Below are 24,255 nucleotides of genomic sequence, written 5' to 3'. Positions count from 1 at the left end.
TTATGTCTATCTTATATAAAACTATTCGTCGAATTTCTATTGTACTGGTAGGTTTTTCCCTGTCTACTATGTTCATTCAATGCAAAGACAAAGAAACAACTACAGAAGAAATAACCGTACAGGAAGAAACAGATCTTGTGCAATTAACCGATGCTCAACTCAAACATGTAGAGATAGAAACCACAAAATTTCAAGAGCATATCATCGCTTCTGTACTAAAATTAAACGGAAAAATAGATGTTCCCCCACAAAATTTAATTTCAGTAACCAATCCACTAGGAGGCTATATCAAGCAAACTAAGCTCATGCCTGGTATGCACATCAAAAAAGGCGAGCAAATTGCCATTATGGAGGATCCGCGTTATATTGATTTACAACAAAATTACCTCATCGCTAAAGACAAGTATGAATTTGCTCAATTAGACTACCAACGTCAGAAAGAGCTCAATGCAAGTCAAGCCAGCAGTGATAAAGTCATGCAACAAGCCCAAGCAGAAATGAATGTTCAACGCATTGCGATGAATGCCTTAGGGCAACAGTTGAGTTTGATTAACATCAATCCCTCGACCTTAACCCACAATTCCATTAGTCGATCTATCGCCATTTACAGCCCAATCAATGGTTTTGTAAGTAATACTTATGTCAACATCGGGAAATATGTTACCCCATCAGATGTCATGTTTGAACTCATTGATCCATCGGACATTCACTTAACTCTCAACGTATATGAAAAAGATTTGGATAAATTGGAAGTGGGTCAACGCGTGGTGAGTTACACCAATAACAATCCATCAAAAAAGTACGAAGGCGAAATTGTATTAATCAGCATGGATGTCAACACAGAAGGAACCTCCGAAGTCCACTGTCACTTTGAGAATGTTGAAAAAAACCTTTTACCAGGGATGTATATGAATGCCGAAATTGATACTCACGCTACTTTAACTCAAGCACTTCCTGAAGAAAGTATCGTGTACTTTGAGAAAAAACACTTTGTTTTTATTGAAGTTGGAAAACAAACGTTTCAATTAACGCCTGTAGAGGTAGGAGAAACTGAAAACGGTTTCACAGCAATTCGCAATGCAACTATCCTAGCCAATAAAACCATCGTTTCGAAAGGCGCTTATACCCTGTTAATGAAATTGAAAAATACAGAAGAGGAAGAATAAAACAAACGGTGAATTTACAACAACTAACTATTTTAAGACAAGGAGGTTAAACAATTCACATTTTCAGTAAAAATGCTTGGTTAGTGGTTTTTAAATCTTAAAGTCTTTTATTACTTTTGCACTATGGCAAAACAAGATGATATTTTTAAGAATGTTATTTCGCATGCGAAAGAGTATGGATACATTTTTCCATCTAGCGAAATATACGATGGTTTAAGCGCAGTATATGACTATGCTCAAAACGGTGTAGAATTAAAGAGAAACATTAGAGAGTACTGGTGGAAATCCATGGTACAAATGCACGAAAATATTGTAGGAATTGATGCCTCAATCTTTATGCATCCAACCACATGGAAAGCTTCTGGTCACGTTGATGCATTCAATGATCCTTTAATTGACAATAAAGACAGTAAAAAGAGATATAGAGCAGACGTTTTAATTGAAGACTACTGTGAAAAACTACACCAAAAAGCATTAAAAGAGATTGAAAAAGCGAAAAAACGCTTTGGAGAAGCTTTTGATGAGGAGCAATTCATTGCCACTAATCCACGTGTCGTAGAATACTACGCAAGGAAAAAAGAGATTTTAGAGCGCATGGCTCACGGTTTAGATACAGGTGATTTAGCGGATGTAAAAGCACTAATCGAAGAGTTGGAAATTGCTGATCCAGATACAGGTTCTAAAAACTGGACTGAAGTTCGTCAATTCAACTTGATGTTCGGAACTAAATTAGGCGCTTCTGCTGATACAGCGATGGATTTATACCTTCGTCCTGAAACAGCACAAGGTATTTTCGTCAACTTCTTAAACGTTCAAAAAACAGGACGTATGAAGATTCCTTTTGGTATTGCTCAAACAGGAAAAGCCTTTCGTAACGAGATTGTTGCTCGTCAGTTTATCTTCCGCATGCGCGAATTTGAACAAATGGAAATGCAATTCTTTGTGAAACCAGGTGAGGAGATGAAATATTACGAGTACTGGAAAGACACGCGTTTGAAATGGCATTTATCCTTGGGAATGGGAGCGGAAAACTACCGTTACCACGATCACGAAAAATTGGCTCACTACGCCAATGCGGCAACTGATATCGAATTCGACTTCCCATTCGGATTTAAAGAATTAGAGGGAATTCACTCGCGTACTGATTTTGACTTGAAAGCACACGAACAATTCTCAGGGAAGAAATTGCAGTTCTTTGACAACGAAACAAATTCTTCTTATGTTCCATACGTAGTGGAGACGTCGGTTGGATTGGATCGTATGTTCCTATCCGTGTTTGCCAAATCGCTACAAGAAGAAACTCTAGAAGACGGATCTTCCAGAACCGTACTGAAGTTACCTGCAGTTTTAGCACCAACGAAAGCCGCTATTTTCCCTCTAATCAAAAGAGATGGATTACCAGAAGTTGCGCAAGAAATCATGGAAGATTTGAAGTGGGATTTCAACGTGGCTTATGATGAAAAAGATGCTGTGGGACGTCGTTACCGTCGTGCTGATGCTTTGGGAACGCCATTCTGTATTACCGTGGATCACCAAACATTAGAAGACAAAACGGTTACCATCCGTCACAGAGATACGATGAAACAAGATCGCGTGGCAATTGCCGATCTTCGTTCTATCATCAACGAAGAAGTTTCTATGCGAAACTGGTTAAAAAAAATGATGTAATCTTTGCATTACTTCCCATACAAAACCTCTCAATAGATTTGAGAGGTTTTTTTATTCTACTATTTTCTTAATGTAGGTTAAGTGCTTCGCTATCAGAACTTCGTATCTTTGTACTATTGATAATCACAAAATATAAAAGATATGAGAAAAATAGCTTTATTCGTAGTAGCTGCCTTATTTTCAGTTACTTCCTTTGCACAAACAAAATGGAATGTTGATCCGATGCACTCGTTCTTAAACTTCTCCGTAAAACACTTAGGTATTTCATTCGTTGATGGTAGAATGGACAAATACGAAGGTACATTTACTGGAAATCCAGAAGATTTAACGAAAGGAACCTTCAACTTTACGATTGATGTAAACAGCATCAATACAGGAGTTGAAATGCGTGACAACCACTTAAAATCAGCTGACTTTTTTGATACGGCAAAATTCGGTTCCATGAAATTTGAGAGTACATCGATGAAAAAAACAGGAAAAGATAAATATGAGTTAGTAGGAAACCTAACGATTAAAAATATCACCAAACCTGTTACGTTTAAATTAACCTATGGTGGTTTATTAGCAGATGATGGAAATGGAAATACGAAAATTGGGTTTCAAGCCACCACAACCGTTAACCGTTTTGACTTTGATGTAGCCTATGATCCAACTGGACAAGCGATTGGAAAAAATGTTGATTTGACGGTGAATTTAGAATTCAGTAAAGCTAACTAATCCTTTATATATTTTTAACTAAAAAGGGCTTGCTAAAATTAGCAAGCCCTTTTTATATTTCATCATTTTCAATCACAATTAAGGTATAGGCAACGGGTTTAACAGCATCATTTCGAATGCAATCCGCTACTTTAGACACCGCTACTGGGCGATAGGATCGAAACATTCCTAGGCGATTGAAGAAAGTTAAGATTTTCACCCCTAGCTTTTCACCCGTCCGACTAGAATTTGGTCGAATTAAAGAGCTTGGACGTATGATAATGGTACGATTAAAATGTAGTTGTGCAATTGCCTGTTCAATGCGTCCTTTGAGATACAAATAAAATACCTTACTGCGGTAATCTGCCCCTTTTGAGGAGACCAATACAAAAGTTTGTACCGATTGAGCCTTGCAATATTTAGCAAATTGAATCACATAATCGTAATCAATATGCCATTGATTAGCCTTTCCGCCCGCTTGTTTTTTAGTGGTTCCCAAACAACTAAACGCTACATCTCCTTCAATAAGATGGTACCATTTGTCCATTTCTTCAAAATCAACAACATGACAAATCAGCTTGGGATGTTGGATATCCCAAGGGTTTCGCACAAAAATTTCAACAAACTGGTAACGTTCGTCACACAACAGTTGACGAACTAATACTTTTCCAACGGCTCCCGTAGCGCCAATTATAACAGCTCTCATAACAGTAAATTACGAAAAAAATAAAACCTATGCTATCTTTTTTTAGTTGTTGTCCTTCTTATTTCGCGACTGCATGAGGAGCAAGCATGTGTTTAGGATCCAATAATTCATCTAATTGCTCCTTCGTCATCAATTGATGAGCTAAGATTAAATCATATACACCCTGGCCTGTTTCTAATGCTTCTTTGGCAATTTTGGTACTCGCTTTATATCCGATATAGGGGTTCAATGCGGTAACAATACCTATACTCTGTAAAACTTGTTCCTTTGTATGTTCTGCATTCGCTTGGATACCCGTAATACATTTATCTTTTAACGTATCCATCGCATTGATCATCCACTCGATAGATTCCATTAAACTATGTACCAATACAGGTTCCATTACATTTAATTGCAGCTGAGCTGCTTCGGAAGCCATGGTAATCGTCATATCATTTCCAATTACTTTAAAACACACTTGGTTCACCACTTCTGGAATCACGGGATTCACTTTTCCTGGCATGATTGACGAACCTGGTTGCATTGCAGGGAGCTGAATTTCAGCTAATCCCGTACGTGGCCCTGAAGAAAGGAGACGAAAATCATTACACATTTTGGATAACTTAATCGCTACCTTTTTAAGTGCATTAGAATATGCCACTAAGCCACTTGTATCCGAAGTTGCTTCGATAAGGTTTTCTGCTGAAATGACCGGTTGTTGCATCAATTCTCCTAAATGTTGCGCACAAAGGGTTGCGTAGCCAGGAACCGCATTTAAACCTGTACCAATAGCCGTTGCTCCCATGTTAATTTCCAAAAAGGCTACACTTGCCTCTTCCAACTTTTTAATCTCGCGTTCCAACGTAAAAGCAAAAGCGCCGAACTCCTGTCCTAAGGTCATCGGAACAGCATCTTGCAATTGTGTGCGCCCCATTTTTAAAATATCTTGAAACTCCGTTTCTTTTATACGTAAAGCGGCAACTAATGTAGTTAAGCTCTTTACTACGCGTTGATTCATCTCAAACAGTGCCACTTTAAATGCTGTTGGATAAGCATCATTGGTGGATTGAGATAAGTTCACATGATCATTGGGTGAACAATACTGATATTCTCCTTTGGCATGTCCTAAGATTTCCAATGCACGATTGGCAATAACTTCATTGGCATTCATATTCGTAGAAGTTCCCGCTCCTCCTTGAATCATATCAATAGGAAAGTCCTGATGATACTGCCCCGCAAGAATTTCTTTACACGCTGTTTCAATCGCTTGATAAATAGTTTGATCTAAGATTTGCAACTTCCAATTGGTTTTGGCTGCAGCCCATTTAACCAAGGCCAATCCTTTAATAAAATCAGGATAATCGGCTAATTTCTGTTTAGAAATAGCAAAATTATCCATCGCTCTTTGGGTTTGTACCCCATAATATGCTGCTAAGGGAACTTCGATTTCCCCTAGTAAATCACTTTCAATTCTTGTTTTTTTCATCGTTTTTCTTTTCTTACACTACTTTTATTTATTTTTCCCCCTTGGTTGTTTCAAGAAAATGCTAATCTTCAAAAGTTCCTGAAACATAGTATAACTTCTCTCCCAACAAAGCAAAGATTGAATGTTCATAATGCTGATGCTCTTGTCCACTGGAATCTTTAAAATAAGCGCGAAACACAACCGCTAATTCTGTAGCCGATTCAATTTCCAAACGCAACCATTGATTTTCCTTGGCCCATTGTAAAATTGACTTCTTGCTATATAAATGACGCATACGGGGATGCGTTGTATCAAGGAGGTAATTGGCATTTGCTAAAACGTAAGCCGTATATCTTGATCGCATTAAAGCTTCCGCCGTTGCGGGTTGTTGCATTCCTTTCAACAAGGGCATGCAACATTGTTCTAAGGTATATTCACTTCCACAAGGACACTCCATCTCCTTAGGCTATTTGTTGTTGAACATCTGCTACAATTTTTTGCATCTTGGCTAAACGAACCAATTCTTCATCCGTTTTAGCGAGATCTATTAATTGCGGAAACCGAGACATGATGTCGGTTGCTAATCTTCGTGCCTCATCCATTTTTCCTTGCTTCACCATTTGCTGGAGAATGATTATTAACTTTTCCATGCTTTTTTACTTTTTGCTTATACTATACAAAGATATCGGTTGCTTTCATTTAAAGTAATTTTTTATTCCTGAGATTTCAGTTTATTTTTAAGCAAACGAATTCTTTTTCTTATGCTTAAAAACCTCCTTAACCTCCTCTTTCCAAAAAGTTGCATGGGTTGTACCGTGATTCTCCTTGCCCAAGAAGAATGGTTGTGTACAAGTTGTCGCGTAGCTTTACCTTTTACGAATCAACATCTCAAAGCTCCAAATGAGGCCTTGGGTAAATTTTATGGAAAAGTCAAAATACAACAGGCCAGTTGTTTGCTTTACTATACCAAAAACGGAATAGTAGCCCATCTTCTGCATCAATTAAAATACAACCACCAACCCCGACTGAGTTTTTTTCTTGGAGAAATGTACGCAGAACTACTCGCCCAAGATCGGGTATACCCTTCTGTAGATTTCTTAGTTCCTGTTCCATTACACCGCAAAAAACAACGGCAACGCGGTTACAATCAAGTAGATGGTTTTGCGCAAGCCTTAGCTGAACGCTTTCAAATTCCTATAAACAAGAAAATACTCCTCAAAAACAAACCAACAGCTTCGCAAACCACCAAAAGCTTTCGAGAACGCATACAATCCAAACCTGCTGTTTTTCAACTACAACCCTCGCCTGATTATAACGGAAAGCACTTTCTATTGCTCGACGATATTCTAACTACAGGAAGCACCTTGGAAACTTGTGCGCGCTTATTGCTCCAAATCCCTGAAAGCAAGGTGAGTATTTTGTGTTTAGCTTACACAAAATAAAGTTTTTAAGGGCTGATATTTTCTAAGTAAAAAATATAATTGTTACTTTGCCTTTTCAAAACAAAACTATGTCGAAGTTTCGTCTTTATTTATTTACTTGTGTACTCGTTTTATGTATCACTTGTTTTTCGAATTGTGCAAAAAGAGGTTATATTTCTGGTGGTCCTATGGATACCCTGCCTCCTGTTGTGTTAAAAAGTTATCCGGAGAATTATTCGATTAACTTTGACAAGAATGAGATTAAAATTGAGTTTGATGAGTTTATTAAATTAAAAAATGCCAATCAAAATTTAATTGTCTCTCCTCCGTTGAAGAACAATCCGGACATTTCGCCTATGGGAAGTCCTAAAAAAGTGATGACGATTAAATTAAACGACACCTTACATCCCAATACTACCTATAGTTTCAATTTTGGTGATGCCATCACTGATAATAATGAAGGAAATGTATTGCCACAGTTTAAATATATCTTTTCTACAGGGAGTTATATTGATTCATTGAAATTGGAAGGCACTATACAATCGGCACATCAATTGAAAACGGACAACTTTGTCAATGTAATGTTGTATGATGCCACCACCTTTAAAGATTCGACAGTTTACAAAGAGAAACCGCTGTATATCACGAATACGTTGGATTCATTAACGACTTTTTCTATTGAGAACATCAAGGCGGGAACATACTATGCTGTTGCTTTAAAACAAAAGACCAACAACTATATGTTCAATCCAGATCAAGATAAAATTGCTTTCATTCAGGATACGATAGTCATTCCAACAGATAAAAAGTACAATCTTGTTTTATTTAAATCAGAAGAGAAATTTGGTGCAAAACGCCCCGCTCAAATCTCGGAGAACAAATGGTACTTACCCTATAAAGGAAATAAAGAGGGGGTTATCGTTAAAGTGTCAAAAAATGACAGTTTAGTCCCAAGTATTTATACCCCACTTATAGGAAAAGATTCTCTTCAACTGTGGTTTCCTAAAGTTATAGCGGATTCTCTACATATTGCAGTAAGCAAAGAGGATTATTCGGAGACCTTTACGGTGCGTCCTCGTGTGAAAATGAAAGAAATTGACACGCTAAGTATTACAGCAAAGAACAACAACATTGATTTCAACGAAAACTTTTCATTGAAATCAACTACACCTATTGCTACAGTCAATAAAAATTTGATTCAAATTATCAACAAAGATTCTCTTCCTGTTTCATTTGAAGTGGAGGAAATACTAACGGAACAGAAGATTGAACTGCGATTTGAAAAAAATCAAGAAGAATTGTATCGCATTCAGCTTTTACCGCAAGCCCTAACCGATTTCTTTGGTTATACCAATGACACCTTAAGCTATGCGCTAAAAACAACTAAACACACAGACTACGGAAACTTAAATCTGACGTTAGCTTCTGTTAAACGTTATCCTATTATTGTGGAGCTTATTGACGAACAAGAAAAAATCTATGCGACGCAAATCATCAAAGAGCCACAGGTGGTTAATTTTAACCTATTACCTCCGCGGAAATATTATGTTCGCATTATTTATGATGACAACCAAAATGGCAAATGGGATACAGGATATTATTGGGATAAACGTCAACCTGAAGAGACCTTTTATTCAGATGAACCTATTGATGTACGTGCCAATTGGGATATTAATCAAGACCTAGATGTATTAGCGATTCCCAAAGAGAAACCTGCAATAAATCAGACGATAAAACCAGGAAAACAGCCTGGCAGACGATAAAAAATAAAGCGTACTACTCTTTATACAAAAAGAGCTACCCCATGTGAGGTAGCTCTTTTTTTCTTTCAGGAAAATCCTAGATGCTTCTTGTTCTCTTTATTTTAGTTCAATCTCATCTGCATCTTTCAAAAAAGCAAATCGATGTCGTGCTTGGTCTTGAGCTGCTTGATCCAAAGCAGCATATACGATACGTTCACCTTCAAAAGGTTCAACGAGATATTGTCCCATATAATCTATAAGTTGTGAATGGCCAGAATAAACATTGTTATTTTGATCTTCTCCACAGCGATTGACCCCAATCACATAGCTCATATTTTCAATGGCTCTGGCTTTTAAGAGGGAGTCCCAAGCATAAATACGCTGATCTGGCCAACTAGCCACATACAGCAACAAATCATAAGTTTCACCAACATTACGAGCAAAAGCAGGAAAACGCAGATCGTAACACACCAACGGACAAATCTTCCATCCTTTATATTCGACAACTATGCGTTTCTTTCCAGGAGTATATACTTTTTCTTCTCCCGCTAAAGAGAACAGATGACGTTTGTCGTACGTTTTGTACTCTCCAGTAGGAAAAATAAAAAACAACCGGTTATAAAACTGCCCCTCTTCTTTGATAACTATACTTCCCGTTAAGGCAAAATGAAGCGATTTACAGCACGATTGCAATTCTTCAATAAACTTATCCTCCATCGTCATAAAAACGCGCTCAGGATGCATGGTAAAGCCTGAGGTAAACATCTCAGGTAGAACCACCAAATCTGTTCCTGTTTCAATTTGCTGTAATTGAGTTTTAAAGTAGTTCTTATTTTGCTCCACATCCTCCCAAACTAAAGGAGCTTGAATTAATGCTATTTTCATATTGGTTTAACTAAGTATTCAAAAATACAAAATATAATTGGTACACCTCCCGCTCACCAAGTAGGAGTTGCCATGCCTGCTGCTGCTGGGAACGCAAGAAAAAAGATATAAATAAAAAAAGCAGAACGCGATGTTCTGCTTTTTCCTTTTTCAAAAAAATATTAAAATCTACTATAAGGCAGCTTTAAGGTATTCTCTATTCATACGAGCGATATTCTCTAATGAAATACCTTTTGGACATTCAACCTCACAAGCACCTGTATTTGTACAGTTACCGAAGCCTAAAGCGTCCATTTCAGCAACCATGTTCATTACACGATCCGCTGCTTCTACTTTACCTTGTGGCAACAAAGCAAATTGAGAAACTTTAGCCGAGACGAATAACATGGCTGAGGAGTTTTTACACGTTGCTACACATGCTCCACATCCGATACAAGTAGCCGCGTCAAATGAACGGTCAGCATCGTGCTTAGGAATAGGAATTGCGTTAGCGTCTTGTGTATTTCCAGAAGTATTTACCGAAATAAATCCTCCGGCATGTTGAACTTTATCAAAAGCGGTACGGTCTACAACTAAGTCTTTAATTACAGGGAAGGCTTTCGCTCTAAATGGTTCAATATAAATAGTATCCCCATCTTTGAACTTTCTCATGTGTAACTGACAAGTCGTAATTCCTCTATCTGGTCCGTGCGCTTGTCCATTAATAAATAACGAACACATTCCACAAATACCTTCACGACAATCGTGGTCAAATGCTACGGGATCATCACCTTTCTCGATCAGCTCATTGTTTAACACATCAAGCATTTCTAAGAAAGACATATCAGGAGAAATATTGTTGATTTTATATTCAACGATTTTTCCTTGTTCTTTAGCGTTTTTTTGACGCCATATTTTTAATGTAAGATTCATCTGCATCGAATTTTTACAACAAGATATGATTCAAGAATCAATACCTCAATATTATTTATAACTACGAGTTACCAACTTAATATTCTCATACACCAAGTCTTCTTTGTGAAGAACAGCGTCTCTTGGGTTTCCTTTATATTCCCAAGCTGCAGCGTACGCGAAGTTTTCATCATCACGTTGTGCTTCTCCATCTTCTGTTTGGTGTTCTTCACGGAAGTGACCTCCACAAGATTCTTCACGGTGTAAAGCATCTTTCGCGAATAATTCACCTAACTCTAAGAAGTCAGCTACTCTAAGCGCTTTTTCTAATTCTTGGTTAAAGCTTTCTGCAATTCCAGAAACTTTCACGTCTTTGTAGAATTCTTCTCTTAATGCAGCAATTTCGTCCATCGCTTCGTTTAGACCTTGTGCATTACGAGCCATACCTACTTTATCCCACATGATTTTACCTAATTTCTTGTGGAAATAATCTACCGAATGAGATCCCTTATTATTCATTAAGTGATCAATCATGTCTTGTACATTTTTCTCCGCAGCGTCAAATTCTGGTAAATCAGTTGGAATAGCACCCGTACGAATATCGTCCGCTAAGTAATCCCCGATAGTATAAGGCAATACGAAATATCCATCTGCCAATCCTTGCATCAATGCAGAAGCTCCTAAACGGTTTGCTCCGTGGTCTGAGAAGTTCGCTTCACCAATTACATAACATCCTTCGATTGTAGACATTAAGTTGTAATCAACCCAAACTCCACCCATCGTATAGTGAACCGCAGGGTAAATCATCATTGGTGTTGTGTATGGATCCTCATCAACGATTTTCTCATACATTTGGAATAAGTTACCATACTTATTCTCTACCACTTCTTTTCCTAATTTATACACTAACTTCGCATCGTTTTCATCTAAATGGTGAATACGCGCTTGTTCTTTACCGTAACGCTCAATAGCAGAAGCGAAGTCTAAGTAAACTGCTTCACCAGTTGCGTTAACTCCATATCCAGCATCACATCTTTCTTTTGCAGCACGAGAAGCAACGTCACGTGGCACTAAGTTACCGAATGATGGATATCTTCTTTCTAAGTAGTAATCTCTATTTTCTTCTGCAATTTGTGTTGGTTTTAAACGACCTTCACGAATTGCAACTGCATCTTCCATGTTTTTTGGCACCCAGATACGTCCATCATTACGCAAAGACTCAGACATCAATGTTAATTTTGATTGGTGGTCTCCTGTAACAGGAATACATGTAGGGTGAATTTGTGTAAAACATGGGTTAGCAAAGAAGGCTCCGCGTTTATGTGCTTTCCAAGCAGCAGTCACGTTAGATCCCATTGCGTTTGTCGATAAGAAGAATACGTTTCCATACCCACCTGTAGCAATCACTACTGCGTGTCCTGAATGACGTTCAATCTCACCGTTTATTAAGTTACGAGCGATAATTCCTCTTGCTTTTCCATCAACTAATACTAAATCAAGCATTTCGTGACGGTTGTACATTTGGATCTTACCACGACCGATTTGACGGTTCATCGCAGAGTATGCTCCTAATAATAATTGTTGACCTGTTTGTCCTTTTGCGTAGAAGGTACGAGAAACTTGTGTTCCTCCAAAAGAACGGTTGTCTAATAAACCGCCGTACTCACGTGCTAATGGCACACCTTGCGCCACACATTGGTCAATAATATTCGCTGAAACTTCAGACAAGCGGTGAACGTTTGCTTCACGTGCACGGTAATCTCCACCTTTTACAGTATCATAGAATAATCTGTAAATCGAGTCACCATCCCCTTGATAGTTTTTTGCAGCGTTAATCCCTCCTTGTGCAGCAATAGAGTGCGCACGACGAGGTGAATCTTGATAACAAAAAGCTTTTACATTATAACCAAGCTCTGCTAATGTTGCAGCCGCTGATCCACCAGCTAATCCTGTTCCTACAACGATCACATCAATGTTACGTTTATTCGCAGGGTTCACTAATTTAATGTGGTTTTTATAATCAGACCATTTCTTATCGATTGGTCCTTGAGGTATCTTTGAATCTAATTTCATAATCAATTTCTTTAGGACTATTTAATAAAGTGAATGTACAATGGAATGATCGCGAATAAAGCGGGCACTAAGTAAGCGAATGCATACCCAAGACCTTTAATCAAACAGTTGTACTTTGGATTATTTATCCCTAAAGATTGGAATGCACTTGCAAAACCATGAGATAAATGGAATCCAAGAACAATCATTGCGATTACATATAAAATTGTGCTAATCAATCCTGTAGAAGGATCTTTGAAAAACTCAACTGTAATTTTATGTAAATCTTTGTAACCATCTGCAATTTTTAAATCCATTCCTTTTTGGTAAAATGCAGTTCCTTTAATTTCCAATTGTCCCGACTCAACCGCTCTTACATCAATGGGTTGCTCTTGAACTGTTTTGTAAATTGTAATCGGTTCTTCTTGACCTTCAACTGTAACTTCTATTGTTTGCAAAGGCATAGCCGAAAAGTGCATTTTCGCCCAGAAATTAACCATGTGCGTTACAATAAAAACCAACAATAAAGTTCCCAATACCGCCATGTTACGAGAAGCCCATTTGCTGTTTGCTCCAGCATTGTTCTTCGCATATCCAATCGGACGAGCTTTTTTGTTTTGAACCGTTAGAACTATACCATCAATCGCGTGGAAAAGGATTGAGATATACGTTACGTAAGATAATACTTTTACAGCTGGATTAGTTGTCATGAATAAGGCATACTCATTGAATTTTGACGCATCCCCAAAAATCAACTGAAGATTCCCTATCAAGTGACCAACTAAAAACAAGCATAAAAATAACCCTGTAAGAGCCATCCAATATTTCTTTGCAATGGATGACTTTAAAAGTGCAGATTTTGCCATAATGTAATTTTAATTGTTTTTCTTGAAAAAATCTCTCAAAAATACACCTAATTAACGTTATCCACAATGTATGAGCGTTTATTTATATTGAATATAAACAAAGTTTTTTATCTTATTTTACTTAAAAAAAAAGTAGAATGAAACTAGATTTAAGACCAAATAGTATATTATTTCAAAAGATTCTAAAACGACTTTAAAATATTCGCATCTATAACAAGAATAAAGTCAGCCAAACCTAGATTGAGTTTTTCGAAATTGCCTACTTGATCCGCTTCAACCATTGTAATTGTCGCTACGTTCAACTGAGGAGCATACTGTTTCAAGTACCAAAAAACACCTTCATAGTTATTGCTGTGGTACGAACCATTATAGTGTACAAACACGCGACCTGCCTTATGATTCAATTGAATGAAATGCGCCATTGTTGCATCTTTAATCGCCTGTGCTTTAGGCAAATTCTCATTAACGTGATCGCCCTCAAACATCGTCAACATTTCTTTATACCCTGGTAATTCGGGATCATATGGAAAAGGAAGCGGCGCTATCCATGCTTTTTCTTCCACTTTTAGAGTATCTAGAGCCTCCATTCCACCTTTATACAACAAGCTCGCATAACGACGAGGCACATTAGTCGCGATAAATGGAAGCTGATTTTGTTTCGCATATTCAACTAACGGACGATAATCTCCTTTATAATTATTCCACAAACGCACCTCTTTTTCAAAATCTTCTTCCGAAATTTCGCCTGAGACATACTTCGATAGCCCCAGTTGGTTATCTGCTTCAAACATTTCTGCACCAAGTATCAGTTGATTCGTTTCCCCTAAACTTTGCGTCACTTTGAGTTGCAGCCAATGGCCCAAGGAGTTATTGTGATACTCTCCAAATAGAACAACCTCCGATTTAGCCAAAGTTTTAATCATTTGTTTATATGTTACCTTCTTCCCTTTCGCATTGTAAATCTGATAGGGTTGTCCATTGCTGGCAAAAACGGTTCCTACTAATAAAGCGAATAATACGCTATAGATATATTTCATGTTTACACTGTTTTATAAGCCTCAAAGATACTTCTATTTGAATAATTTAGAATAAATAAAAATAGAAATCCCAGTTCGAAATGGCAATTCTAAGAGAGAAAGTTTTTTTTTCGTGTAGCAACCTGTACTTTTGCTTTACAAAATTTATCTAATGATTTCAAAATCGCTACGCTATAAAAATATACAAATCAATTACTACGAGGAAGGCAAAGGACATGCTGTTATTTTCTTACATGGTTTCTTGGAAAATGCCAAGATGTGGACCGATTACATGAAACACTTTTCAAACAAGTACCGCGTCATCAGCATAGACTTATTAGGCCATGGTGATACGGATTGTTTGGGTTATATCCACAGTATGGAAGATATGGCAGATGCGGTTCATGCGGTAATCACCCAGTTAAAGCTAAAGCGCATAACCTTGATTGGTCATTCCATGGGGGGATATGTCTCCTTAGCCTTTGCAGAACTATATCCTGATTACGTTAAAAACCTCATCTTAGTCAACTCCACCGCTCGTGCCGATAGTCCGGAACGCGTCCTAAATAGAGATCGAGCAATTGAACTCATCAAGAAAAATGCACCCATGTTTATCGCGATGGCGATTAACAATTTATTTGCCGATCACATTAGACCCTTACATGCACAAGAAATAAACAATACACGAGAAGAGGCATTAAAAACCTCAACTCAGGGAGTTATTGCCGCTTTAGAAGGGATGAAAACGCGCGTTGATCGAGAAGTCTTGTTGCATTTTGCTCCCTATTCAATCTCCTTTATCTTAGGAAAAGACGATCCCGTTATGCCGTGTCAAGAAACTGTGGAACAAATCCTAAACACGAAGGCTAGTTTAAGCACACTCGATGGAGGTCATATGCTTCACATTGAACAAAAAGAAGCCCTTAAACAGCAAATTAGTGAATTACTTAAAAATGAATAAACAAAAAAGCGAGTGTGATACTCGCTTTTTTTATAAGGTCTCCACAAAAGGAGTTTCTTGATCCAAGATAACCAAAATTAATTTAATTAATTCTTCTTTAAAGGCATCCAAAACAACAGGAGTAATCTCGTGATTTACAGATCGTCCTTCTCGAACACCGAAAAACAAGAATCCCTCTCGTCGGTTCTTAAAGGAATAAATACCTGCTTCCAATGTATCCAACTGATGTTGTTCAGCATACATCAAGGCATAGCACAAGAGCTGAATGATTTTGTCATTTTTCAACTGTTCTGTCAATCCTTCCCATTGGAATAATTTCACCTGATTGGATTCTACTTTTCCCGTTTTATAATCAATTACGCGTACTTTTCCATTGCGGCGCTCAATGCGATCTACAAAACCAAACAATTTAATTGGAAAGGGCAGGCGATGATCGTCCAATACATGTTCTAAACGCGTCTCCAAGGCTAATAGCTCTACTTCATCTCCTTGTTCCAACCCCTTTATTTCCTCACGTAAAAAATGAAAGACGTTGCGTTTCGCCACTTCAAAAGCTAAGAGATTCTTCCCCATTTTCTCTTTATCACTATTGTAAATTTCTTCAAACTGCCGCTGAACTTCTACATCAGCTTTCCGTTGAATTTCTTTAATCATCGAAACCTCTAATAGCTGTCCAATATACGGCTGATAGAGATATTCCAAGGCATTGTGAATAATGGTTCCCAACGTATTCAAAGCCACGCTTTCCTCTACCTCATCCACTTCGCGTATACGCAACACCTGTTGAATATAAAACTGCAACGGATTGCGCAAATAAGTGGTTAAAGCGGAAGGCGAAAATCCTCGAATCGTTGCGATTTCTTGAAGCTTTGTTCGTAAAGCCTCCGATTTAGCAATGGCAATAGGTTCATACGCTTTATCAGGTAAATAGGCTGAATACGTCACCGTAGACAATTGGTGTTTAGGTTGGGGTTCCATCTCCAATTGAGCGAAAAAGCGACTCTTCTCTCCCGCATCTATTCCCTCTGCTTGTGAATTGTATATCAAATATACCTGTTTTGCTCGCAACAGTAAATGATAGAAGTGAAAGCTATAAATAGCATCTTTCTCTTTATAGGTAGGCAATCCCAACTCTCTTTTCACATCATAGGGAATGAAGGAATTCTGACTTTTTCCGGAAGGAAATTTTCCCTCATTGACCGAAGTCAAAATAACCGTTTCAAAATCCAACACCCTACTTTCCAAGATTCCCATGATTTGCAATCCTTCTAACGGATCTCCTTCAAAAGAAACTTCACTCATTTCCATTACCTGTTTATATAATACCTGAAGTAATTCAAGGGAGTGGATAAACGGATAATTCTCACAATAGGACAGCAGGCGATTTAATAAGTTATAGGTAGAAAACAAAAATGCTTTCATCAAGCGATTTTGCTGACTATCCACAGCTAATTTATTTTTTACGCGAATGACCAATGCGATCAAACGCTTTAATATCTCTGCTGGCGCTTTTTCTTTCCAGCTATCAAAAACCAAACGTTTAGCTTCTTCATCTGCATTTTTTATCCAAGGTTCAAATCGGTCAAAAGAGAAAAACGTCAAGTTTTTTTTCTGTATTTCAGTCACCACTGCATCTACATCAAATAACCCTTCCATCACTGGACTTGTCAACACTTCCAACACATCGCGATAATAGAATACGTACTGTTTACCGCCGCGGCGAACAGCTGCTAGATGCATTTTGAAAATCTTATTCAAAAACAATTGCACTGGACTACTGTTACCACTGTATCCCATGGTAATATTCAAACTACTAACTGCATCTGGAAGTCCGTACAGTACTGGTTGAAGCAAATTTTCATCCCCTAAAACCACAGCAATTTCATCCAGTGAAGTTCCCTTAGCGAGCACTTGATCTACAAGAGCTCCAACTATTTTTGCCTGCCCCACACTTTTAGGCGTTTGAATAATTTCAATCTTTTTTTCCTCACTAAAACACGTGGTAATCCATTCAAATGGATGATTTTGATAGTATGGCCATTTTTGTTTTATTCTTCTCAAGAATAAGCCTGCATCGTGATAAGGATCAAGTAAAAAAACCTCATCAATATCCCAAAAAACACGGGCTTTACCTTCAACTAAAAAATGCTGAATAATCACTTCCTCTGCCGCATTCAAAGCATTGAAACCCGCAAAATAATATTTTTTATCACTAGCACTCAAAAACGTCTGATGCACGGCTACAGCCTCGCGATAAACCATCCCTTGATAGCCAATTTTCTTCGTTTTTAGATGCTCATATAAGGCGGAATAATATCCTGGTATTTGTTCCCAAAATTGCAGGTAATTCTTGACAATATCCGTCTGCTGATTAACATCGACAGCCCAGTGATTGATATCTTCTATATCTTTTAAATAGCTAAAAACATGCTGCGGATTCAACAAATAGCGATCCACTTCATTAAAATCTTGCAGGAGCATGCGCGCCCAATTGACAAAATAATCGAAGTCTTCAGCTTTCTCTTTCAAAAGTTGCTTATAAACGAGGTAAAACTCAAATAACAGCTCAATCGAATCAATTCCTCTTAATTGAGCAATATCCTCAACCAATTCTTCTACGCTAATAATGGTTGGAGCAAAAACACGCGTATCATAAAACAACTTTAGCTGTTCTAACAAGAATACCTTCGCTCTTTTATTGGGCAACACGACTACTAAGCCGTCCATCGTTAGTGGAAAATCCTTCTTTATTTCTGCGCAGAATTGGTGTAAAAAACGTTGTTGACTCATGTGAATAAAGGTACTAAAAAAAGGGCTTCGATTACTCGAAGCCCTTTTCTATCTTATGATGTGGTTCAATTATTTTTGTAATTGAATTTCAACACGTCTGTTTAACTCACGTCCTTTAACTGTTTTGTTAGAAGCGATTGGGTTTTCAGAACCGTAACCTTTAGAAGTTAAACGGCTAGCATCAACACCTTGCTCTACTAAGTATACTTTTACAGCGTTAGCTCTGTTATCAGATAATGGAACGTTAATTTTGTCAGATCCTGTACTGTCAGTATATCCAGCGATGTGGAATTTAGCAGTTGGGTATTCTTTCATAATTTTCACGATGTTATCTAACACAGCGTAAGAAGCATCTTGGAATGTGAACTTACCAGTATGGAATAAGATTGTTTTTCCATATTCGTTCAATTGTTTCACTTGCTCTTCTTTGATTTCTGGACATCCTCTGTTTGAAGCAGGACCAGGAACATCTGGACACTCATCTAAATGATCTGGCACTCCGTCTCCGTCTCTATCTGGCCAAGGACAACCTTTGTTTTCTTTTGGACCAGGAACTTCAGGACACTCATCTAAATGATCTGGCACACCATCACCGTCTGTATCAGGACATCCGTTGAATTCTGGTAAACCTGGAACATCTGGACATTCATCTAAATGATCTGGAATACCATCTCCGTCTGTATCAGGACATCCGTTGAATTCTGGTAAACCTGGAACATCTGGACACTCATCTAAATGATCTGGAATACCATCTCCGTCTGTATCAGGACATCCGTTGAATTCTGGTAAACCTGGAACATCTGGACACTCATCATATTTGTCTAGGATTCCATCTCCATCTCTATCCGATCCACCAAATTGGAAACGAATACCCATGAAGTGTTGCATATGAGATGCTACATCTACATCTGGCGTTCTTGTATCGTCAAATGAATGTTTGTACGTCGATTGAACTGTTAACGCGATGTTTTCAGTAAACCAAAAGTTTAACCCTAAACCTCCATTCACAGTACCTGTACTTGCATCACCCATAAAAGTATAACCTCCACCTACTAATAAGAATGGGTCAACTACTTTTGTGTTTAATAATTCTTTGAAGCTATATTTAACTTCTGCATCAATACCGTAGTATGATAAATCTCCAGGGTTGTACTTTAAGTATCCTTCAGATTCTTTTGCAATAAATTTTTCAATTTTATTTACAGATCCTACTACACCCAAAGAAAATCCGTCTCCTAGGTATCTAGATACGTTTAAATAAGAGATTGATGGTAAAATATTCCAATCCGAAGTTTGGAAATAACCTCCCATTCTGTGTGAAAACCCTTTAGCTGAACTAACTTTAGTGTTTACAGCATTCGCACCAATAGTTACAGCCCACGGATGGTCGGCATCCTGCGCTTGAGTCGAAAGCCCCGCACATAGTATTGCCGCTGCAATTAATTTGTTGAGATGTTTCATAACTTTATTTTTCTATTTATTGTAATGTTAAAACAAAAATACAATTATATGTGTAGTTAACAAATTTTATTCTTAACAATTATTATGATTTACTAAAAAAACCTAATATTTAGATTACATTTAGCTCTTTTCCTACCTCAATAAAGGCTTGAATAGCCTTATCTAGGTGTTCTTGTGTATGTGCAGCAGATAATTGAACGCGAATTCTCGCTTTTCCTTGTGGCACGACTGGATAGAAAAATCCAATCACATAAACCCCTTTCGTCAATAGGCGATCAGCCATCTCTTGAGAGAGTTTTGCATCATATAACATCACTGGAACAATAGCCGAATCTCCATCAATAAAGTCGAATCCTGCTTTTTTCATACCTGCTTTAAAATAATTGGTATTCCACTCCAATTGATCGCGTAATTTTGTATCTTTTTTCAACAACTCAAACACTTTCAATGAAGCTCCAACAATCATCGGCGCTAAAGAGTTAGAGAATAAATAAGGACGTGAACGCTGTCTCAACAACTCGATAATTTCTTTTTTACCTGTTGTATATCCTCCCATTGCTCCTCCTAAAGCTTTTCCTAATGTACCTGTGATAATATCTACACGGCCCATTACATTTTTAGCCTCCATTGTTCCTTTTCCTGTAGCTCCGATAAATCCAGCAGCATGACACTCATCCACCATAACTAAAGCATCGTATTTATCTGCCAAATCACAAATCTTATCTAAGGGCGCTACTAATCCGTCCATAGAGAATACTCCATCTGTTACGATAATCTTGAAACGGTGTCCCGCCTCATTTGCTTTTATTAATTGTTGTTCTAAATCAGCCATGTCGTTATTTTCATAACGGTAACGCGCTGCTTTACACAAACGAACTCCGTCAATAATAGACGCGTGATTTAAGCTATCTGAGATAATAGCATCTTCCGCACCCAATAAAGGTTCGAATACCCCGCCATTCGCATCAAAAGCTGCCGCGTATAAGATTGTGTCTTCTGTTCCATAAAAATCCGCAATCGTTGCTTCTAATTGTTTGTGAATATCCTGTGTTCCGCAGATAAAACGAACCGATGACATTCCGAAACCATGCGTATCCAAAGCATCCTTCGCTGCTTGCACGACTTCTGGATGTGAGGATAATCCTAAATAGTTATTTGCACAAAAATTTAATACTTTTTCTCCCGTAGAAACTGTAATCTCTGCTCCTTGTGGCGACGTAATAATTCTCTCCTTTTTAAATAAACCATTGTCTTCAATCGACTTCAACTCTTGTTGTAAATGGTCTTTAATTTTTCCGTACATACTTACTCTTTTTAAGCGTTAACTATACTCTTTTACAAATGTATTATATTTAAATCATCCACTCCCATATATAAAATAACTTTTTTAGCTACTTCATAGCCCATCTCTTGCAGTGATTCTTCATATTTTTCCAATTGCTTGACATATTTTTCTTCTGGTTTTCCCGTTTTGTAATCCAATAAATAGGCTTTTTCCCCCTGGATTACTACACGATCGGGAATTAAGTTATTTTTATTCTTTCCGATAATCATGCGTTCATTATACACCTCACCTCCAGCAAAGAATACTTGTAGGTCTGGATGATTAACGATTTGTTGAATCGCTTGTGTAAAATTCGCCTTGTCACTTGCTACAATTAGTCCTTCCTCTAAGGCCCGTTCAATAGCCATATCAATATCGGTGGCGGTCTGAATAAAAGACATAATTTTATGCGTAATATTTCCATACGCAATCGCCTCTCCTACTTGAGTATCCCACATCAAGGCTTCACGTTCGGCAATTTTAATAGCATTAAAATCAAAGAGAGTAGCCACACTTTCAATTAATTTCGTTTGAGTAGTCCCTCCTTCCCTTTGCTTAGACAATCGTTCGGGTTGTCCGAATTCATACACGAATTGCTCTTCTTGATATAAACCTTGTTGGCGCAAATAGTGAATAAAGAAGCGCGACATATTATTTTTGTACTCTCCATCCGCTTTCAAATCACGGGTTGTAATAATATACAATTGTTCTTCTGCTCGCGTTAAGGCAACATACAATACATTAATATTGTCCAGAAGCTCTTCTTGTTCTTTTTCCGCGTACAACGCCTCAGCATACGCTCCATAGTCCTTCACCTCTTTTTTTGCATCGACTAAGGCTTTGGGCAATTCAATCCCCACATCAAGTGCGTCGAATTCCACCCATAATTTATCGCGATTGGAACGATCATAATCTTCTTCAGCGAAAGGAAAAATAACCACAGGAAATTCCAATCCTTTGGATTTGTGAATCGTCATCAATTGCACAGCCTCTTTTCCCTCTGGGGTTGGAATACTAAATTTATGATTATTGTCCTCCCAATACAGAATAAAATCTCCAATACCATATTGATTCTTGCTAGTGCGCTCTAAGACAATATCCAAAAAATACAAGACATATGAGCTGGTCGCCTTCGCAGGGAAAAAGGCGCGAATAATAATTTCTACTGCCTCATACAAGGATTTCTTTCGACATTGATCAAAGGAAATCACAACATCCTTGGTCTGTAACCACGCTTCAAAGGCCGAATCGACCCCGAAGGACAATCCTTCTTCAATAAAATCATGAACCGCTTCTTGCTGTCTCTTGTTTGCGATATAGTACAGTATCATCGATTTAGATTCCTTATCTTCTTTGTTGCGGATGTAGCGCAATACATCCATAATTAAACGCACTTCCGTAGCATGACTAATGAGAAGCGAATCTGAAGATAAAATGGGAATTTCTTGTTCGGTCAAATAATTGGCTAATGCAATCCCATGGGCGCGTTTACGCGTCAACACCACCATATCACTATACGGAAACCCCTGTTCTTTGCAACTTTGTATCCTTGCTAAAGTTGCTTGTAAATACAGCTGTTCTTTATCAATTTCATTTTCTTTATCCACCAAACTCTCATCGAGAAATTGCAAGTTGACATAACCTCCCACCTTGGAATTGATTTCCTGATAACTCTGGTGTTCATAGATATGCTTGTAATCCTCTTGGGTAAAGAAAGAAGAAATACCGTTAAAAAACGTATTGTTAAATTGAATCACCTCCGAATAGCTTCGGTAATTTTTGCCTAATACCACGACTTCTTTGTCGGGATTAGAGAACGGATTCACCTCTTTACTCAAAGCGATAAACTGTTCTGCTTTTCCTCCTCGCCAGCGGTAAATGGATTGCTTGGGATCTCCTACTAACATCAACGTTCCCTTTACTCCAAAGTCTTCACCCGCCAGCGCATTATCAATCAACGGTACTAGATTGTCCCATTGCATGACTGACGTATCCTGAAACTCATCAATAAAGAAATGGCGATAACGCTCTCCCAAGCGTTCATAAATAAATGGCGCTGGTTGATGCTGAATCTCATTGTGAATAATCGCATTAAATTGGCTAATCGACAGCATATTTTTTTCGTCTTGAATCTGCTGCATTTCAATACCCAAAATATTCAAAAGCGACAGCGGTGTAATATTTTTTAAAAAAGCTTGATAAAACAAGCGTTTGGCAAACAGTTGATAGATTGTCGCCAATTGATGGAGTACATCAGGTAATAGTGCTTCAATCGTATCTCGATCTTTGGCTGCCTTCAGAATAGTCACCTCTTCAAATTCAACATATTTGCGTTGTGTACTTTTATCGGTATCATTTATAATGGCTAAAAGGTGATTCGGAAAGGTCCCCCTGGAAAAGGATTTCATATCTACCCCTTTGTCGATTAACAAATCCCAAATGGCTTTTCCTCTTTGCTGGGTATCTTGGGTAATTTCTTCAATCTTTTTGCGCAGATAATCTCGCGTTACGACAAAATCTTGGAGAGTCTTTTGATCAAATAACGCAATCTCCTCTCGATTGTTTTCATTGAGCAACAAAGCCCCCATTTCTTTTAACTCTCGAGTGATATCCCAGCTCTTGTCATTATCCGCTTTATCAATTGAAAAATCAATCAATACTTTGGTCAATTCCTCATCTGTCCCAGCTTTGGCAATGACAGAATCTACCGCTTCTTTCAGCAGTTCATCTGAATCTAGGGATACTTCAAAACTCATGGGTAAATTCAGGTCAAACGCAAAGGAACGAATCACCTTATGAGTAAATTTATCAATGGTTGAAATATCAAAGGAAGCGTAATTGTGAATGATATGCTTCATGATGCGTTCTGACTTCTCTTTAATTTCCGTCTCTTTCATTCCAGTTTCTTCCACCAATTGATCCAACATAGACTGAAACTTGGACCCAGTATCCACTTGTGAAAACGCATAGAGGCAGGAAAGAATTCGATTTTTCATTTCTGCCACTGCTTTATTGGTAAAGGTGATTGCCAAAATTTTTCGATACGCATCATCTGATCGGTCAACTAAGACAATTTTCAAATATTCTTTTACTAATGTATGTGTTTTTCCTGAGCCCGCAGAGGCATTATACACTGAAAATGAAGCTGTTTCCGCTTTAACCATTC

Annotated in this window: 19 protein-coding genes; 6 read left to right on the top strand and 13 right to left on the bottom strand. The window is 37.9% G+C overall.

Annotation, left to right across the window (positions count from 1 at the left end):
- Window positions 1–8 precede the first annotated feature (8 nt).
- The 3 genes from ACLJX0_RS12930 (at window position 9) to ACLJX0_RS12920 (ending at window position 3,551) form a co-directional block, all read left to right on the top strand.
- Window positions 9–1,166 (top strand): efflux RND transporter periplasmic adaptor subunit, encoded by a 1,158-nt coding sequence (locus tag ACLJX0_RS12930; RefSeq protein WP_410880998.1) that lies wholly within the window; start codon window positions 9–11, stop codon window positions 1,164–1,166.
- A gap of 123 nt (window positions 1,167–1,289) precedes the next feature.
- On the top strand, window positions 1,290–2,834 hold the full coding sequence (locus ACLJX0_RS12925) for a glycine--tRNA ligase (RefSeq protein WP_410880993.1): 1,545 nt from the start codon (window positions 1,290–1,292) through the stop codon (window positions 2,832–2,834).
- A gap of 141 nt (window positions 2,835–2,975) precedes the next feature.
- Window positions 2,976–3,551, top strand: coding sequence for a YceI family protein (locus tag ACLJX0_RS12920; protein WP_410880992.1), 576 nt, complete (start codon window positions 2,976–2,978; stop codon window positions 3,549–3,551).
- 52 nt (window positions 3,552–3,603) lie between these two features.
- On the opposite strand, the gene ACLJX0_RS12915 is transcribed toward ACLJX0_RS12920, so the two are convergent.
- From ACLJX0_RS12915 to ACLJX0_RS12900, 4 genes are all read right to left on the bottom strand, one after another.
- Entirely contained in the window at window positions 3,604–4,236 is a 633-nt protein-coding gene (locus ACLJX0_RS12915) for an NAD(P)H-binding protein (RefSeq protein ID WP_410880991.1), read from the bottom strand.
- A gap of 58 nt (window positions 4,237–4,294) precedes the next feature.
- Window positions 4,295–5,701 carry an aspartate ammonia-lyase gene (aspA, locus tag ACLJX0_RS12910; protein WP_410880990.1) on the bottom strand — a complete coding sequence of 469 codons (1,407 nt, stop codon included), beginning with the start codon at window positions 5,699–5,701 and terminating at the stop codon, window positions 4,295–4,297.
- Window positions 5,702–5,762: 61 nt separating this feature from the next.
- Entirely contained in the window at window positions 5,763–6,137 is a 375-nt protein-coding gene (locus ACLJX0_RS12905; RefSeq protein ID WP_410880989.1) for a YchJ family protein, read from the bottom strand.
- Between the two features lie 4 nt (window positions 6,138–6,141).
- A complete protein-coding gene (locus ACLJX0_RS12900; protein ID WP_410880988.1) occupies window positions 6,142–6,330 on the bottom strand; it encodes a hypothetical protein in 189 nt (62 codons plus the stop codon).
- 111 nt (window positions 6,331–6,441) lie between these two features.
- On the opposite strand from ACLJX0_RS12900, the gene ACLJX0_RS12895 reads away from it, so the two are divergent.
- Window positions 6,442–7,122: a ComF family protein gene (locus ACLJX0_RS12895; RefSeq protein ID WP_410880986.1), complete on the top strand. Its 681-nt coding sequence runs from the start codon at window positions 6,442–6,444 to the stop codon at window positions 7,120–7,122.
- A 68-nt stretch (window positions 7,123–7,190) separates the two neighbouring features.
- The gene (locus tag ACLJX0_RS12890; RefSeq protein WP_410880984.1) at window positions 7,191–8,864 is read left to right on the top strand and encodes an Ig-like domain-containing protein; all 1,674 of its coding nucleotides are present in this window, start codon (window positions 7,191–7,193) and stop codon (window positions 8,862–8,864) included.
- Between the two features lie 96 nt (window positions 8,865–8,960).
- Here ACLJX0_RS12890 and ACLJX0_RS12885 read toward each other — a convergent pair whose 3' ends face one another.
- The 5 genes from ACLJX0_RS12885 to ACLJX0_RS12865 form a co-directional block, all read right to left on the bottom strand.
- Window positions 8,961–9,728, bottom strand: coding sequence for a nitrilase family protein (locus ACLJX0_RS12885; protein ID WP_410880982.1), 768 nt, complete (start codon window positions 9,726–9,728; stop codon window positions 8,961–8,963).
- A gap of 171 nt (window positions 9,729–9,899) precedes the next feature.
- Window positions 9,900–10,640 (bottom strand): succinate dehydrogenase/fumarate reductase iron-sulfur subunit, encoded by a 741-nt coding sequence (locus tag ACLJX0_RS12880; protein ID WP_410880981.1) that lies wholly within the window; start codon window positions 10,638–10,640, stop codon window positions 9,900–9,902.
- A 51-nt stretch (window positions 10,641–10,691) separates the two neighbouring features.
- On the bottom strand, window positions 10,692–12,692 hold the full coding sequence (locus tag ACLJX0_RS12875) for a fumarate reductase/succinate dehydrogenase flavoprotein subunit (RefSeq protein ID WP_410880979.1): 2,001 nt from the start codon (window positions 12,690–12,692) through the stop codon (window positions 10,692–10,694).
- Window positions 12,693–12,709: 17 nt separating this feature from the next.
- A complete protein-coding gene (locus ACLJX0_RS12870; RefSeq protein ID WP_410880977.1) occupies window positions 12,710–13,537 on the bottom strand; it encodes a succinate dehydrogenase cytochrome b subunit in 828 nt (275 codons plus the stop codon).
- A gap of 182 nt (window positions 13,538–13,719) precedes the next feature.
- Window positions 13,720–14,574, bottom strand: a complete 855-nt coding sequence (locus ACLJX0_RS12865; protein ID WP_410880975.1) for a ChaN family lipoprotein — start codon at window positions 14,572–14,574, stop codon at window positions 13,720–13,722.
- Between the two features lie 151 nt (window positions 14,575–14,725).
- On the opposite strand from ACLJX0_RS12865, the gene ACLJX0_RS12860 reads away from it, so the two are divergent.
- Complete coding sequence (locus ACLJX0_RS12860; protein ID WP_410880973.1) at window positions 14,726–15,514, top strand: alpha/beta fold hydrolase; 789 nt, start codon at window positions 14,726–14,728, stop codon at window positions 15,512–15,514.
- Between the two features lie 30 nt (window positions 15,515–15,544).
- Here the strand turns inward: ACLJX0_RS12860 and ACLJX0_RS12855 are convergent, their stop codons facing one another.
- The 4 genes from ACLJX0_RS12855 to ACLJX0_RS12840 all read right to left on the bottom strand — a co-directional run bounded on the left by ACLJX0_RS12855 (window position 15,545) and on the right by ACLJX0_RS12840 (window position 24,253).
- On the bottom strand, window positions 15,545–18,304 hold the full coding sequence (locus ACLJX0_RS12855; protein ID WP_410880971.1) for a PD-(D/E)XK nuclease family protein: 2,760 nt from the start codon (window positions 18,302–18,304) through the stop codon (window positions 15,545–15,547).
- Window positions 18,305–18,373: 69 nt separating this feature from the next.
- Window positions 18,374–19,765: an OmpA family protein gene (locus ACLJX0_RS12850; protein ID WP_410880970.1), complete on the bottom strand. Its 1,392-nt coding sequence runs from the start codon at window positions 19,763–19,765 to the stop codon at window positions 18,374–18,376.
- A 109-nt stretch (window positions 19,766–19,874) separates the two neighbouring features.
- On the bottom strand, window positions 19,875–21,068 hold the full coding sequence (gene kbl / locus ACLJX0_RS12845; protein WP_410880968.1) for a glycine C-acetyltransferase: 1,194 nt from the start codon (window positions 21,066–21,068) through the stop codon (window positions 19,875–19,877).
- Window positions 21,069–21,100: 32 nt separating this feature from the next.
- Entirely contained in the window at window positions 21,101–24,253 is a 3,153-nt protein-coding gene (locus ACLJX0_RS12840) for a UvrD-helicase domain-containing protein (protein ID WP_410880967.1), read from the bottom strand.
- Between the last annotated feature and the right edge of the window lie 2 nt (window positions 24,254–24,255).

The sequence above is a fragment of the Myroides sp. DW712 genome (genome assembly GCF_046557355.1).
In the GTDB taxonomy this organism is placed as follows: domain Bacteria; phylum Bacteroidota; class Bacteroidia; order Flavobacteriales; family Flavobacteriaceae; genus Flavobacterium.
This window is presented reverse-complemented; position numbering and strand designations above follow the sequence as displayed.

Bases quoted from the DNA above. Each gene is read 5' to 3' on its own strand.
- ACLJX0_RS12925 (WP_410880993.1), top strand. From the start codon at position 1,290: ATGGCAAAACAAGATGATATTTTTAAGAATGTTATTTCGCATGCGAAA.
- ACLJX0_RS12920 (WP_410880992.1), top strand. From the start codon at position 2,976: ATGAGAAAAATAGCTTTATTCGTAGTAGCTGCCTTATTTTCAGTTACT.
- ACLJX0_RS12915 (WP_410880991.1), bottom strand. From the start codon at position 4,236: ATGAGAGCTGTTATAATTGGCGCTACGGGAGCCGTTGGAAAAGTATTA.
- aspA (WP_410880990.1), bottom strand. From the start codon at position 5,701: ATGAAAAAAACAAGAATTGAAAGTGATTTACTAGGGGAAATCGAAGTT.
- ACLJX0_RS12905 (WP_410880989.1), bottom strand. From the start codon at position 6,137: ATGGAGTGTCCTTGTGGAAGTGAATATACCTTAGAACAATGTTGCATG.
- ACLJX0_RS12900 (WP_410880988.1), bottom strand. From the start codon at position 6,330: ATGGAAAAGTTAATAATCATTCTCCAGCAAATGGTGAAGCAAGGAAAA.
- ACLJX0_RS12895 (WP_410880986.1), top strand. From the start codon at position 6,442: ATGCTTAAAAACCTCCTTAACCTCCTCTTTCCAAAAAGTTGCATGGGT.
- ACLJX0_RS12890 (WP_410880984.1), top strand. From the start codon at position 7,191: ATGTCGAAGTTTCGTCTTTATTTATTTACTTGTGTACTCGTTTTATGT.
- ACLJX0_RS12885 (WP_410880982.1), bottom strand. From the start codon at position 9,728: ATGAAAATAGCATTAATTCAAGCTCCTTTAGTTTGGGAGGATGTGGAG.
- ACLJX0_RS12880 (WP_410880981.1), bottom strand. From the start codon at position 10,640: ATGAATCTTACATTAAAAATATGGCGTCAAAAAAACGCTAAAGAACAA.
- ACLJX0_RS12875 (WP_410880979.1), bottom strand. From the start codon at position 12,692: ATGAAATTAGATTCAAAGATACCTCAAGGACCAATCGATAAGAAATGG.
- ACLJX0_RS12870 (WP_410880977.1), bottom strand. From the start codon at position 13,537: ATGGCAAAATCTGCACTTTTAAAGTCATCCATTGCAAAGAAATATTGG.
- ACLJX0_RS12865 (WP_410880975.1), bottom strand. From the start codon at position 14,574: ATGAAATATATCTATAGCGTATTATTCGCTTTATTAGTAGGAACCGTT.
- ACLJX0_RS12860 (WP_410880973.1), top strand. From the start codon at position 14,726: ATGATTTCAAAATCGCTACGCTATAAAAATATACAAATCAATTACTAC.
- ACLJX0_RS12855 (WP_410880971.1), bottom strand. From the start codon at position 18,304: ATGAGTCAACAACGTTTTTTACACCAATTCTGCGCAGAAATAAAGAAG.
- ACLJX0_RS12850 (WP_410880970.1), bottom strand. From the start codon at position 19,765: ATGAAACATCTCAACAAATTAATTGCAGCGGCAATACTATGTGCGGGG.
- kbl (WP_410880968.1), bottom strand. From the start codon at position 21,068: ATGTACGGAAAAATTAAAGACCATTTACAACAAGAGTTGAAGTCGATT.
- ACLJX0_RS12840 (WP_410880967.1), bottom strand. From the start codon at position 24,253: ATGGTTAAAGCGGAAACAGCTTCATTTTCAGTGTATAATGCCTCTGCG.